The sequence below is a fragment of the Nocardia sp. N2S4-5 genome (assembly GCF_044628355.1).
Lineage (GTDB): Bacteria > Actinomycetota > Actinomycetes > Mycobacteriales > Mycobacteriaceae > Nocardia > Nocardia wallacei_B.
Window position 1 is genome coordinate 4,623,097 of the sequence record NZ_JBIUPM010000001.1, and the last position, 12,839, is coordinate 4,635,935.

General features: G+C 69.9%; 12 protein-coding genes. 7 read left to right on the top strand and 5 right to left on the bottom strand.

Going from position 1 to position 12,839, the window contains the following annotated elements:
- Nucleotides 1–30: 30 nt before the first annotated feature.
- Both ACFMRZ_RS21135 and ACFMRZ_RS21140 read right to left on the bottom strand, forming a co-directional pair.
- Entirely contained in the window at nucleotides 31–1,272 is a 1,242-nt protein-coding gene (locus tag ACFMRZ_RS21135) for a neutral zinc metallopeptidase (RefSeq protein WP_400180452.1), read from the bottom strand.
- Nucleotides 1,273–1,279: 7 nt separating this feature from the next.
- Nucleotides 1,280–2,140, bottom strand: coding sequence for a neutral zinc metallopeptidase (locus tag ACFMRZ_RS21140; protein WP_400180453.1), 861 nt, complete (start codon nucleotides 2,138–2,140; stop codon nucleotides 1,280–1,282).
- A gap of 345 nt (nucleotides 2,141–2,485) precedes the next feature.
- Between ACFMRZ_RS21140 and ACFMRZ_RS21145 the strand changes: the two genes are divergently transcribed.
- Nucleotides 2,486–4,102 (top strand): DUF2207 family protein, encoded by a 1,617-nt coding sequence (locus tag ACFMRZ_RS21145; protein ID WP_400180454.1) that lies wholly within the window; start codon nucleotides 2,486–2,488, stop codon nucleotides 4,100–4,102.
- A gap of 4 nt (nucleotides 4,103–4,106) precedes the next feature.
- On the opposite strand, the gene bla is transcribed toward ACFMRZ_RS21145, so the two are convergent.
- Nucleotides 4,107–5,057, bottom strand: coding sequence for a class A beta-lactamase (bla, locus tag ACFMRZ_RS21150; RefSeq protein ID WP_400180455.1), 951 nt, complete (start codon nucleotides 5,055–5,057; stop codon nucleotides 4,107–4,109).
- 9 nt (nucleotides 5,058–5,066) lie between these two features.
- The gene (locus ACFMRZ_RS21155; RefSeq protein WP_400180456.1) at nucleotides 5,067–5,630 is read right to left on the bottom strand and encodes a TetR/AcrR family transcriptional regulator; all 564 of its coding nucleotides are present in this window, start codon (nucleotides 5,628–5,630) and stop codon (nucleotides 5,067–5,069) included.
- A gap of 107 nt (nucleotides 5,631–5,737) precedes the next feature.
- Here ACFMRZ_RS21155 and ACFMRZ_RS21160 point away from each other — a divergent pair, with 107 nt between their 5' ends.
- The gene (locus ACFMRZ_RS21160) at nucleotides 5,738–6,853 is read left to right on the top strand and encodes an FAD-dependent oxidoreductase (RefSeq protein WP_400180457.1); all 1,116 of its coding nucleotides are present in this window, start codon (nucleotides 5,738–5,740) and stop codon (nucleotides 6,851–6,853) included.
- Between the two features lie 175 nt (nucleotides 6,854–7,028).
- Here the strand turns inward: ACFMRZ_RS21160 and ACFMRZ_RS21165 are convergent, their stop codons facing one another.
- Nucleotides 7,029–8,291 (bottom strand): ROK family protein, encoded by a 1,263-nt coding sequence (locus tag ACFMRZ_RS21165; protein ID WP_400180458.1) that lies wholly within the window; start codon nucleotides 8,289–8,291, stop codon nucleotides 7,029–7,031.
- A 441-nt stretch (nucleotides 8,292–8,732) separates the two neighbouring features.
- On the opposite strand from ACFMRZ_RS21165, the gene ACFMRZ_RS21170 reads away from it, so the two are divergent.
- The 5 genes from ACFMRZ_RS21170 to ACFMRZ_RS21190 are packed head-to-tail and all read left to right on the top strand — an operon-like array spanning nucleotide 8,733 to nucleotide 12,822.
- Nucleotides 8,733–9,512, top strand: a complete 780-nt coding sequence (locus ACFMRZ_RS21170; protein WP_400182928.1) for a GntR family transcriptional regulator — start codon at nucleotides 8,733–8,735, stop codon at nucleotides 9,510–9,512.
- The gene (locus tag ACFMRZ_RS21175) at nucleotides 9,513–9,740 is read left to right on the top strand and encodes a ferredoxin family protein (RefSeq protein WP_400180459.1); all 228 of its coding nucleotides are present in this window, start codon (nucleotides 9,513–9,515) and stop codon (nucleotides 9,738–9,740) included.
- Nucleotides 9,741–9,776: 36 nt separating this feature from the next.
- Nucleotides 9,777–11,204: an ABC transporter substrate-binding protein gene (locus ACFMRZ_RS21180; protein ID WP_400180460.1), complete on the top strand. Its 1,428-nt coding sequence runs from the start codon at nucleotides 9,777–9,779 to the stop codon at nucleotides 11,202–11,204.
- Nucleotides 11,201–12,064 (top strand): ABC transporter permease, encoded by an 864-nt coding sequence (locus ACFMRZ_RS21185; protein ID WP_400180461.1) that lies wholly within the window; start codon nucleotides 11,201–11,203, stop codon nucleotides 12,062–12,064. The genes ACFMRZ_RS21180 and ACFMRZ_RS21185 overlap by 4 nt, the downstream gene beginning before the upstream one ends.
- Nucleotides 12,061–12,822 (top strand): ABC transporter ATP-binding protein, encoded by a 762-nt coding sequence (locus ACFMRZ_RS21190; protein WP_400180462.1) that lies wholly within the window; start codon nucleotides 12,061–12,063, stop codon nucleotides 12,820–12,822. Before ACFMRZ_RS21185 ends, ACFMRZ_RS21190 begins: the two co-directional genes overlap by 4 nt.
- Nucleotides 12,823–12,839 lie beyond the last annotated feature (17 nt).

Genomic DNA, 12,839 nt, shown 5'->3' on the forward strand with positions numbered 1-12,839 from the left:
CTTTTGGCCGGGATGACGAGAGTCGGGGTTTCAGGACACGTCGGACGACGGGGCCGTCCAGGTGTTGCACTTCTGGGTGCGGTTGTTGATGTAGCCGTGCTCGTACCAGGAGCCGTAATGCTGTTTGCTGCCATGGTCTCTGGTGTCGCCATTGCCGTCACCGCGGGAATAGTTGTCGCGGATGGTGCGCTGCGCCTGGTCCAGGCTGATCGTCCCGACGTGGTTGGACGAGCCGATGAACATCCCGCCGAAGCACTGTGCGCCCAGCTCCGCCCGACGCGAAAGCTCCAGTCCCCGTGCGGAAGTCGGGCCCGCGTCGTAGCGGTCGCGGTGCGCCTTGCCCAGCACGCCGCTGATCGCCTCCACGTGGTGGCCGTACTCGTGGGCGAAGACGGTCAGGTAGATCACCGAATCGTCGCCGTAGTCCTCGACCTGAATGGTATCGAGCGGCATATAGATGGTGTGGTTGGTCGAGCAGTAGAAGGCGGCGAAGTTGCCGCCCGAACTGGTGCACGGCGAACTGGCATTCGACGAGCGCGCCGGGACGGAGATGGTGGGGCTGGAGAACGGCAGCCCCGCGCCCTGCAACACCGGCTTCCACATGTTGTCCAGGCAGGTCCGGGCCGCTTCGAAGAAGGCCTGCGCCGCGGCCACCGTGGCGCCCCAGCGCGGATAGCCGCACTCGATGTTGACCAGTCCGGAGTCGGCGTCGCGGAACAGCGGGTTGTCGCCGGTCGCGTTGACCGGTTGCGGCCCAGCGGGTTTCGACGACGTCGTGGCGGTGCGGGTACTGGAGGCCGACCGCGAGGTGGTCGCCGCGCTGGTCGACGCCGTCGTGGTCGGCGCACTGGCCGAGGTGGTGTAGCTCGGCGGCGCGTAGGTGTAGCTGGGTGTGTCGTAGGAATACTTCGACGAATGACTGCTACCGGAGTTGACGGTGGCGAACACGACCAGAGCGCCGACCACACCGAACACCAGCAGCACCGCCAGCACCGCGCCGACCGCTCCCCCGCCGCCCGACCTCGGCGGCGGGTAAGGCCGCCCGTAGTAGCCCGGCGGCGGCAGCGGCGGTCCATAGGGCGGGCGCGGCCCGGGCGGCGGACCGTACGGCGGACGCGCGCCGTATCCCGGCGGCGGACCGTACCCGGGCGGCGGACCATACCCCGGCGGCGGTCCGTATCCGGGCGGCGGTCCGTACCCCGGCGGCGGTCCGTAGGGCGGGCGGCCCGGCGGCTGCGAGCCGGGCGGCGGGTATCCGGGAGGCTGGGTCATAACCGCATCAACTCACCTGGCTCGCAGGGGCTTTGAACGTATTGCACTGAGAGGTCTGGTTCTTCTCGAAGCCCGTGCTCCACCAGTCGCCCATGTGCTGCGCCGAACCGTGGTCGCGCATATCACCGGCGGCGTCGCCGCGGCCGTACGCGTCCTCGCGGGTATTGCCGGCCTGCGTCGAGGTCAGCGAGCCGCCGCCCGCGGTGGCGGCGAGGAACATGCCGTCGAAACAGTTGGCCTGCAACTCGACCCGGCGCGAGAGCTCCAAGCCGCGGGCGCTGCTGGTGCCCGCCTCGCGCCGCTGTTTGTTGGCCTCCAGCAGAATTCCCGACTGGGCCTGCACGTGATGCCCGTACTCGTGCGCGAACACCGACAGGTAGATCTCCCAGTGGTCCTTGAACATCGCCGTCTGCAACTGGCTGATCGGCATGTAGATGGTCTGGTTCGCGCCGCAGTAGAAGGCCGCGAAATTGCTGCTGCTGCCGGTGCAGGGGGTGCTGATGCCGGCCGTGGTGGCGGTGACGCTGAGCTTCGGCGGCGTGAACGACAGGTTCGCCGCCGACAGCACCGGCCGCCACGCCTGCTCCAGGCATCCCGCCGCGCTCTCGAAGAACTTGCGCGCAGCGTCGACCTGCGTGCTCCACGGCGCGTACCCGCACCGCGCGGGGCTCAGCGGCGAACCCGGGTCGGACAACAGCGGATTGGCGTCGGTCGCCGCGATCCCGGTCGCGCCGGGCGCATTTTTCCCAGTGGTGGGAGCATAGGTGTAGCTCGGCTGGTCGCCGGAGTGGGCGACGTGCACGCCCGTGCGGATGGCCGTGCGCACCAGCCCACTGGTGACGATGAGGATCAGAACGATCAGGAACACACCCGGTCCGCCGCCACGTTTGCGCTGCGGCGGACGCCCCGGCGGACCGTACGGCGGTGGAGGCGGCAATGGCGGCCGATAACCCGAAACCGGCGGTGGCGCAGCGTATCCCGGTGGCGGATACCCGTGCGGTGGATAACCCGGCGGCGGGCCGTAACCGGGCGGCGGTGCATAGCGAGGCTGCGGATAACCGGGCGGCGGCCCATAGGGTGGCGGCCCCGGCCGACCGGCGGGCGGCACCGGCCCGTATCCGTAGGGTGGTTGACTCACTCCCCCGTGCCCCCTGGTTCTTCCCGTCTCGACAGCCGCTGACGCAGGATAGCAAGCTGTCTAAGCTAAGGCCCCATGCTGATCTTTCGGGGGGGCGCCCTGGGCGCTCTGTTGCTGGTTCTGGCGGGAGCTTTCGCCGCCGTACCCGCGGCCCAGGCGCAGGAGCCGGTCGACGGGGTGACGATCAATGCCGACATCAAACTCAGCGAGCAGGGCTTGCTCGAGGTGGCCGAGACGGTCAAGGTGCCGCCGGGGGGCCAGTTCCACATGGCCGTGCCGCTGCGGGTCGCGCTGAAGGACAAGGGGGAACGGCGCTTCAGCGTCACCGACGTGTCCGCCACCGGCTCGGGCACCGCCAAGGTCGAGGGCGACCGGTTCAGTATCGACGCGCAGCCCGGCGAATCGTCGTATCGGTACGTCGTACACAACACGGTCAACGACGCGGCCGGCACCCAGCTGTTCCGCTGGAGCGGGGTGCTCAACACCGACGTCGCCTCGATCACCGCGTCGGTGATCAGCCCGAGCTACGAGATGGGCATCGTCGACTGCAAGATCGGCCCGGCGGGCAGCGCCCAGCCGTGTGCCGACGTGCGGGTGGAGCCGGACGGCGTGCTGACTCTTTACAAGGAGGGCCTGAACAAGGGCGACCTGATCGACCTCACCCTGCAGATGCCGCCGGGCACCGTGCCCGCCAACGCCGACATCACCGGCGACGAACCCAGCGCGTTCGCTATCACCGCGCCGGTGCTCGTCGCGTTCGGGGTGCTGCTGGCGGCGCTCGCCGCGGCCGGTGGTTTCGTGGCGTGGTCGCGCCGCCAAGACGCCGCGGCGCTGGCCGGGCAGGACACGCTGGAACCGGTGCAGCACAACGGCAATCAGGTGCAGTTCGCCTCGCCGGAGGGCGTGCTACCGGGCGAGGCGGGGCTGCTGCTGGACGGGTCCGCCGATCCGGGCGACCTGGCCGCCACCGTGGTGGATCTGGCGGTGCGGCGCTACCTGTGGGTCACGCCGGTCGGCGACTCGGACTGGCGGATCAACCGTGTCAATCCGGCGGACGATCAACTGCGCGACTACGAGAAGGCGGTCTACCGCGCCCTGCTCCCCGACGGCGCCGAGTCGGTGCTGGTGTCGGAGTTGCGCGGCGCGGGACGGATCAGCGGCGAGCCGGTGCGCGCGGCGCTGCGGGACGATGCTCTGGCGCGCGGCACACTCATCGATCGGACCCGCCGCGGTCCCGCGTTCTGGCTGGGCGTGGTGCTGGTGGTGGCCGGTGTCGCGACGACGATCGCGCTGGCGATCAGCGGCGGGCACGCGCTGGTGGGTGTCGCGATCGCCCTCGGCGGGGTCGCGGCGCTGCTGCTGCCGCGCTATCTGCCGGTGCGCACCGCCGCGGGCCGCGAGCTGGCGGGCCGGGTGCGCGCGCTGCAGCGCGGGCTGGACGCCCTGACCGCCGACCGGGTGCCGCCCGCCGATCGCGAGCTGGTGTTCTCCCGCGCGCTGCCGTTCACCGTCGTCGGCGGCCGCGCCGACAACTGGATTCGCACCTTCCGCGACCTGAACCCCGCCGCCGACCGGCAGCCCGGGCTGTACTGGTTCGGCGGTTTCGACCGCGATCAGAATCTGCACCGATTCGCCGGGCACTTCCCCTATTTCATCACCGCGCTGGAAGGTTTGTTCGCGGGCGGCCGCTGACCCCTCACCGATGCAGCTGGGCCGCAACGTATTTCGCGACCTCGGCGATCATGGCGTACGGCGGCGCGGCGTCGAATCCGGCGCGGTCGGTCATGACCGCGAGGACCAGCGGCGCGGAAGCGGGCGGCCACACCACGGCGATATCGTTGGCCCGTCCGTAGTCGCCGTGCCCGGTCTTGTTCGCCACGGTCCAGTCGCCCGGCACGCCGGCGCGGATGGTGTTCGCACCGGTCGTGCTGCGCTGCAGCCATTCCCGCACCAGCGCCTGCTTTTCCGGCGGCAAGGCGTTACGCAGCACGATCTGCTGGTAGACGCCCGCGATCGCGCGCGGTGTGGTGGTGTCGCGGGGATCGCCGGGTGGGTCGCTGTTGAGTTCGGGTTCGTACTGGTCCATGCGGCCGACGGTGTCACCGAGACTGCGCAGATAGCCGGTGAGCTGCGCGGGGCCGCCGATATCGCGCATCAGCAGATTTCCGGCCGTGCCGTCGCTGTATCTGATTGCGGCGTCGCAGAGTTCGCGCACGGTCATGCCGGTCTCGATGTGGTCCTGCGTGATCGGCGAAATCGAGTTCACGTCCGCCCGCGTGTATCGGACGACGGTGTCGAGATAGGACAGCGCGCGCTGCTCCAGCACCGCCGCCACCGCGGGCATCTTGAACGTCGAGCAGAACGCGAACCGGTCGTCAGCGTGATACGCCAGCGCCACCGCGGTACCGGTCGCCAGCGCGTAAACACCCAGGCGCGCATCGTATTTCCGCTCCAGACCGGCGAAGAACTCCTCGGCCGCCGCCGGGTCGACGCGGGTGCCGGAGACCGGGTCGGTGCGCGTGGGAGTGGTGGTGTTCGCGTCGGTCTCGGCGCACGCCGCGAGCGGTAGCGCCAGCGCGCCCCGCAGCAGCAGGCGGCGGCCGATTCCGGTTCGATCGCGCCTGCGCGTTCTCGGTCCTTCGGTCACCGCAGCACACTACCGGGCGCGCAGGCCGTCCAGCACGATGTCCATCGTCCGGCGCACGGCCCGCTCGTACGACTCGTCCGGGCGCGCGTAGATTTGCACCGTCATCAGGCGCGCCATGTCCTGGGCATCCACATCGGTGCGCAGTTCCCCGTCGACCTGCGCCTGCGCGGTGAGCCGGGCGACCTGCTCGGCAACGCTCGCGCGAATGTCGGTGAGGTTCGGATCGGCCCGGATATCGGCGTGCAGGGCCGGTTCGATCGCCGCGGCCGTGGCGCCCAGCCGCAACTCGGCGCATTCGCGCAGAAATCGCCGCAGCGCCTGCCAGGCGCCGTCCTCCTCCCGCGCGGCCGTGGCGGCGAGGTCCGCCAGCGCCTGCATATACGCCTGCGCCGCCGCGCTGATCAACGCGCCACGATCCGGGAAGCGGCGGTACAGCGTGCCCACGCCGACGCCGGCCTGATCGGCGATCTCCTTCATCGGAACATCGACGCCCTGTTCCCGGAACACGATCTGGGCCGCCGCCAGGATCTGGTCGCGGTTGCTGCGCGCGTCGGCCCGCAATTGATCGGCCATGGCCGTCACCTCCCGGAGAGAACTGGACGAATTTCTTCCACTTAGTGTAGCGTGGCGATGTGGACGAAATTCGTCCGCTTAACCCGAGGACCCGTCCGGAGGACGACATGATGAGCAAGAGCGTGCTGATTTCCGGTGCCGGTGTGGCCGGGTCCACGGCGGCATACTGGCTGTCCCGCAATGGTTTCCGCGTCACGGTGGTGGAGCGGGCGGCCGGGGAGCGGTCCAGCGGCAATCCCGTCGACGTGCGCGGACCGGCAGTGGACGTGGTGGAGCGCATGGGCATCATGCCGCGACTGCGCGAGGTCGCCTCGGCGGTCGATCGGCTGACCTTCGTCGATGCGGCCGGGCGGCGGCGGGCCGGGTTGAGCCTGCGGACGTTCCAGAGTTCGGGCGGCGACCGGGAGGTGGAGGTGCCGCGCGCCGAGCTGGCGGCGACGCTGCTGTCGGCGGCCCGGGACGCGGCCGAGATCCGCTGGGGCGACACGATCACGGCACTCACCCCGACGCCCGACGGCGTGGACGTGCGTTTCGAGCACGCGGCCGACGAGCACTTCGACCTGGTGGTCGGCGCCGACGGCTTGCACTCCACGGTGCGGCGGCTGGCCTTCGGCCCCGAGTCGGAGTTCGTCCGGCACATGGGGATGTACGTCGCCACGCTTCCCGTGCACCGGGCGATCGGCGACGAGCGCGAGGTCGTGATGCTGAACGCGCCGGGCCGCGCGTTCAGTGTGCATCCGAACCGCGGCAAACCGCTGGCAGCGTTCATGTTCCGCCGGTCCGCCGCGGCCGGATTCGACCACCGCGCCACGGACCTGCACAAGCGCCTGGTGGACGAGGCGTTCGCCGGCACCCTCGGCCCCTTCGCGAACTACCTCGACGAGGTCCGCACCGCCGACGACCTGTTCTTCGACTCCGTGAGCCGAGTCCGGCTGCCGCACTGGACCACCGGCCGCATCACCCTCCTCGGCGACGCGGGCTCGAGCCTCTCCCTGTTCGGCGACGGCTCCACCCTCGCCATCGCCGGCGCCCACACCCTCGCCACCGAACTGTCCGCCACCCCCGACAACCTCCCCGCCGCCCTACACCGCTACGAACACCGACACCGAACCCTGGTGCGCCCCAAACAACGAGCCTTCCTACTCGCCTCCAAACTCCTGGTCCCCACCACCCGAGCAGGCATCACAGCCCGCAACACCGCCGCCCGCACCCTAACCCGCTGAACACACCCCACCCCACGGACATAGCGACGAGCCACACTCCCGCGCACGAGACTGCACACATCCTCTTCATCCCGGCGCGCACGCGACTGCACACATTCCCACCTCAGCGCGCACGGCGACTTCACCATTCCCTTCATCCCGGCACGCTTTTGGCCGGGATGAAGGGAAGAACCCCTCAGCGCGTGGTGCGGATGCTGCGGCGCATGGCGGAGAGGGGGTCGGCGTAGAAGACGCTCAGGGCGGTGACGGCGGCGGCGTGTTCCTGGACGCGACCACCGAAACGGCTGATGCGGAGGTCGGCCGGGGGAAGCGTGGTGCCCTGGGTGAAAGCGCGCACGACGTGGTCGATTCCGGGACGGTAGCCCGTGAATGCCTGCCCGCCCAGCACTACCCGGTCCGGATTGAACATGTCCCGCACGAGAGCCGCTGTGTGGCCGAGGATTTCGGCCCGCTCGAGCAGCAGCTCACGCGCCGGCGCCGACCCGGACTCGGCGGCCCGGTACAGGTCGCCGATCACCGGACGCCGCGGCGCCTCGCGCTTGGGCACGATGCCCGCCCGCTCCGCACGACTCAGCAGCGCCGCCTCCCCGACCGTGGCCTCCAAGCAGCCGCGCCGGCCGCACTGGCATTCCACATCCGAGCCGGTGGGCAGGTGCGCGATGGAACCGGGACCGTTGGTCGGCGTATGCACCCGATCGTGCAGAGTCACGGCGACGCCCGCGGTCTCACGGGCGTACACGTACAGGCTCGAGGCGGGCCGCTGCTCCTCCCCGGGGCCGAGCAGCAGTTCCGCGGCGGCCATCGCCTCCACGTGCGCGGACACCGAGACCGGCAGATCCAGCACGGTGCTGAACACCGCGGCCACCGGCGCGGCGCGCCACTCCAACCGCGGATGATCGACGACCCCGGCGGCCGGATCGACCCGCCCGGCCAGCGCCACACCGGTCCACAGCGGCCGCCGCCGCGGCAGCCGGTCGAGGAACGCCTTGGCACTGCGGGCGATGATGGTGAGCGCGGCCTCCTGCCCGGCCTGCGGCGTGGCGATTTCCAGCCCGCCGAGAATGCGCCCCGACAGATCGGCGGCGATGATACGAGTCACCGTGGCGCCGATGTGCACACCGAGGGTGGCGTAGGTGTCGGTGTCGACCTCGAAGGGCACCCGCGGACGCCCGACGGCGCCGGATGCGGTGAGGTCGGCCCGTTCCCGCAACAGCCCGGCCGAAAGCAGCGCGGAGACCTGTCGGTTCACCGTCGCTATGCTCAAACCCGTTGTCTGCGCGGCGGTATCGCGGAAGATGGGGCCGCGGGTAGCGGCCCGGAGCACCGCGGCCGCCGGGTTGTCGGCGATGCGGAGTTCGGGCGGGACGGCCGGGCGGGGGGCGGCGACCCGGGTGGAGAGAGACTGTGTGGACTGTCGCTCGAGGGTGGGGCTCGTCATGTGCGGATCCTTGCTGTGGTCCCGGGTATGCCCGGGACAGGTGGAACGAGAACAGCAACAAGGCAGCGAGAAGGGCCCGGCTCGGAAACGAGAGCGGCGGTTCTCAGCTGCGCGGCAGGGAGCAACACAGCTCCCGCTGCCGCGGCAGCCGCACACCGAGCGCGACGGTCACATAGGTGACCTGGGCGGCATTCGGTCGGCTGGAGGACATGCCATCAAAGCTAACATCCCATGTATCGAGGATGCCAGACCAGGTGGTCTGCATCCATTTGACTCACCCTGATTCGAACTCCGGCCGCAGCCGACCCAGGTGGCGTAATGGCTGGAATCACGGTGATTCGAGCAGTACGCCGCACTCCTCAGGCGGCGGATAACCGACGTCACCACTACCGCCCGGAAGCGATCGCCCGGCCCGGCCGCGGACCCCCGTTACAGTCACTTATCGCAGGTCAAACGGCGAAAGGAGACGAGGTGACGCCGCAGCCATCGCGCCGCGCGGACCGCGCCCGCCAGGTCGCCGACGTACTGCGCCAGCAAATCCATACCGGCGCCTTCGACCGCGCGCTGCCCGGCGAATCGGAGCTGGCAACCGAATTCGACGTCTCGCGCAATACGGTCCGCGACGCGCTGGCCCTGCTGAAGGACGAGGGCCTGATCGAGCGGGCTCCCAAGGTGGGCACCCATGTCGCCCAGCGCAAGTACGACCACGGCCTGGACGCGCTGCGCGGCCTGAAGGAAACGCTGCGCGAGCACGGCGAGGTCCGCAACGAGGTGCGCGCCGCCCGCCGGATCGCCCCGCCGCCCGCGGTGGCGCGCCGGCTGCGGCTGGAGCCCGGCGAACCGGCGGTGTACCTGGAGCGCCTGCGCTACCTCGGCGACCTGCCGCTGAGCCTGGACCTGACCTACCTGGTACCCGACATCGGCGATCAGGTGCTCGCCCGTGATCTGGAGACCAACGACATCTTCGCGCTGATCGAGCAGCTCGACGGCCGCCCGCTCGGCTCGGCGGATCTGGTGCTGGAGGCCATCACCGCCGACGCCCATTCGGCGGCCACCCTGCAAGTTCCCGAGGGCGGCGCGCTGCTGCTGCTCGAACGGCTCACGAAGCTCGAGGACGGCCGCCCGGTCGATCTCGAGTACATCCGGCTGCGCGGTGATCGAATCACCATGCGCGGCAGCCTTGTTCGCCCCATCGACAGCCCCGATTGGAGGTTGATCTGAATGGCTCTGGTCGGTCAGCGCGCCGATGTCCCCGTGACGATCGATGAATCGCTGTGCATCCAGGGATGCACGCTCTGTGTGGAGATCTGCCCGCTGGACTCGCTGGCGATCAATCCCGACAACGGAAAGGCGTACATGCACGTCGACGAGTGCTGGTACTGCGGGCCGTGCGCGGCCCGCTGCCCCACCGGCGCCGTCACCGTGAGCATGCCGTACCTGCTGCGCTGAAACATCCACCGCGGCCCCACCGTTCGAGGAACACTCATGAAGTACCGTCGTGCCCGATTCACCGCGGTGGCCGCCGTGCTGGCGCTCGTCGCCGCCGGCTGCTCGCTCGAGCAAGCCGCCTCCGGCGACACCGTCAAGGTGGTCGTCGGCTACCAATCCAAGACCATCAACACCGTTACCGCCGGAACCCTGTTGCACGCCAAGGGTTTCCTGGAGCAGCGCCTCTCGAAGCTGACCGCCGACGGCGGGAAGAAGTACCAGGTGGAGTGGCAGGACTACGACACCGGCGCCCCGATCACCGCGCAGATGGTGGCGGAGAAGATCGACATCGGCTCGATGGGCGACTACCCCCTGTTGATCAACGGCTCCCGCACGCAGGCCAACGAGCGGTCCCGCACCGAATTCGTCTCGGTGACCGGCTACCAGCCGCGCGGGTCGCTGAACATGATTGTGGTGAACCGGGATTCGCCGGTGCAATCGCTGCACGACCTGGCCGGGAAGAAGGTGTCCTCGAGCGTCGGCTCGGCCAGCGACGGCCTGCTGCGACAGGCGTTGAGCCGCGGCGGAATCGACCCGAAATCGGGTGTCGAGGTACTCAATCAACAACCGCAGATCGGCGCTTCCGCCTTGGAATCCGGTCAGGTGCAGGCACTTTCGCAGTTCGTGGCGTGGCCGGGCCTGCTGGTCTTCCAGGACAAGGCCAAGCTGCTGTTCGACGGCGCGGAACTGAACGTGCCGACCTTCCACGGTGTGGTCGCCCGTCGCGACTACTCGAACCAGCACCCCGAGGTCCTCGACGCCTTCCTCCAGGCCCAGCTGGACGCCACCGACTTCCTGCACCAGCGCCCGCTGGAGGCGGCGAAGCTGGTCGCCGACGGCTCGGGACTGCCGCAGGAGGTCGTCTACCTCTACAACGGTCCCGGCGGCACCTCGTTCGACACACCGCTGAAGCCGCAGCTCATCCAGGCGTTCAAAGGCGATGTGCCGTACCTGAAGTCGATCGGCGACTTCGCCGATCTGGACATCGACGGCTTCGTCAACGATGCGCCGCTGCGGAAGGCGTTCGCCGATCGCGGTCTCGACTACAACGCGGCCGTGGGCAATTTCGCCAATCCCGCACCGATCTCGGGGACCGATCCGGTGGCGAATCGTCCGGCCACCGATGCGGCGCTGGCGAGCGAAGTCTGGCTGGACGGCCAAGACACCGCACAACCGGCCGCCGACCCGACCGCCCTGCTACGCGCGGTGAAACAGGCTCGGGCACAGGGCAAGAAGGTGCGGGCGGCCTACGTCCCGGACGCCGAACTGGGCACCCGCTGGTTCGCCGACAAGGCCCTGTGGGTCCGCGCCGGCGACACCTACCTGCCCTTCACGACACCGGCCGCGGCCCAGCGCTACCTCACCGCGCACCCCGGCGGCACGCAGCTGTCCTATGAGCAGGCCGTCGGCGAGGTGCGATCATGAGCGCGACGACCGTGCGGCTCGACGCCGCGACCGTTCCGGAACGAACGGTCCCGGAGACCGGGACGGCCCCCGCCGGTGCGGCGCGCTGGCGCTCACGACTGGTCCGGGTGCTGTCGGTGGTCGCCGCCATCGGGGTGTGGCAACTGTTGACAGCCAACGATATCCGCCTGTGGGTGCGGTTCGACACGCTGCCGACCGTGACCCAGATCCTCGAAGCGCTGCAACGCCAGCTGGGTACCGAGACGTACTGGCTGGACCTGGGTCAGTCACTCGTCCGCATTCTCAGCGGGTTCGCGCTCGCCGCCGTACTGGGCGTGGGAACCGGTGTGGCACTGGGGCGTTCGCAAGTATTCGCGAACATCGTCGGCCCGCTGACCGAGCTGGCCCGCCCGATTCCGGCCATCGCGATCGTGCCGGTGGCGATCCTGCTGTTCCCCACCGACGAGGCAGGGATCGTCTTCATCACCTTCCTCGCGGCCTTCTTCCCGATCATGGTCAGCACCCGGCACGCGGTGCGGGCGCTGCCCACGATCTGGGAGGAGTCCCTGCTGACCCAGGGCGGCACCCGCTGGGACGTGCTCTGGCGAGTCGTGTTGCCGGGCAGCCTGCCCGGCGTGTTCAGCGGGTTGTCGGTCGGCATCGGGGTGGCGTGGATCTGCGTGGTCTCGGCCGAAATGATCTCGGGCCGACTGGGTGTCGGCTACCGGACCTGGCAGGCGTACACCATCGTCGACTACCCGAGCGTGTTCGTCGGCATCATCACCATCGGCGTGCTCGGGTTCGGCACCTCCGCCACGGTGGAACTGCTCGGCCGCCGGTTCACCCGCTGGCTGCCCCGCGTCTCGGAGGGAACGAAATGAGCGGCGACGCGACGAGCCTGCGGCTGGACCGGATCGAATTGGGTTATGCCGGTGCGCCGGTCGTGCGGGACCTGACGCTCGAGATCCGCCCCGGTGAGATCCTGGTACTCACCGGCCCTTCCGGTTGCGGCAAGTCGACGGTGCTGCGCGCGCTGGCCGGGCTGCTGCCGCCGCGCTCCGGGCGGGTGCTGTCCGACGATATCGAGATCACCGGACCGTCCCGCGACCGCGCGATGGTGTTCCAGGACAACGCGTTACTGCCGTGGCGCACCGTGCGCTCCAATATCGAACTGGCACTGAAGCTGCGCGGCGAGCCGCGGGCCGGCCGGCGGGCGCGCGCCGAACGCTGGATCGACGAGGTCGGCCTCGCCGGATTCGGCGACTACCTGCCCAAGAGCCTGTCCGGCGGTATGCGGCAGCGGGTGCAGCTGGCGCGCGGGCTGGCCGGGGCGCCACGGGCGGTGTTGATGGACGAGCCGTTCGGCGCGCTCGACGCGCCGACGCGGGCCACCATGCAGCGGCTGCTGGTCGACACCTGGCAGGCCCACCCGGCGACCGTCGTATTCGTCACCCACGACGTGGACGAGGCGCTGCTGCTCGGCGACCGGATCGCCGTCCTCGGCCGGGCCGCGCAGCCGCTGCGAGCCTTGTTCGAGGTGCCCCGCCCCCGCGAAACCACCGTCGACCGATCCGGCGTGCGCGCCGAAGTCCTTGCCGCCCTGGACTACTCGGGCGACTTCACCGCGTCCGTGCGTTGATCCCTTCTCTCCGGAGC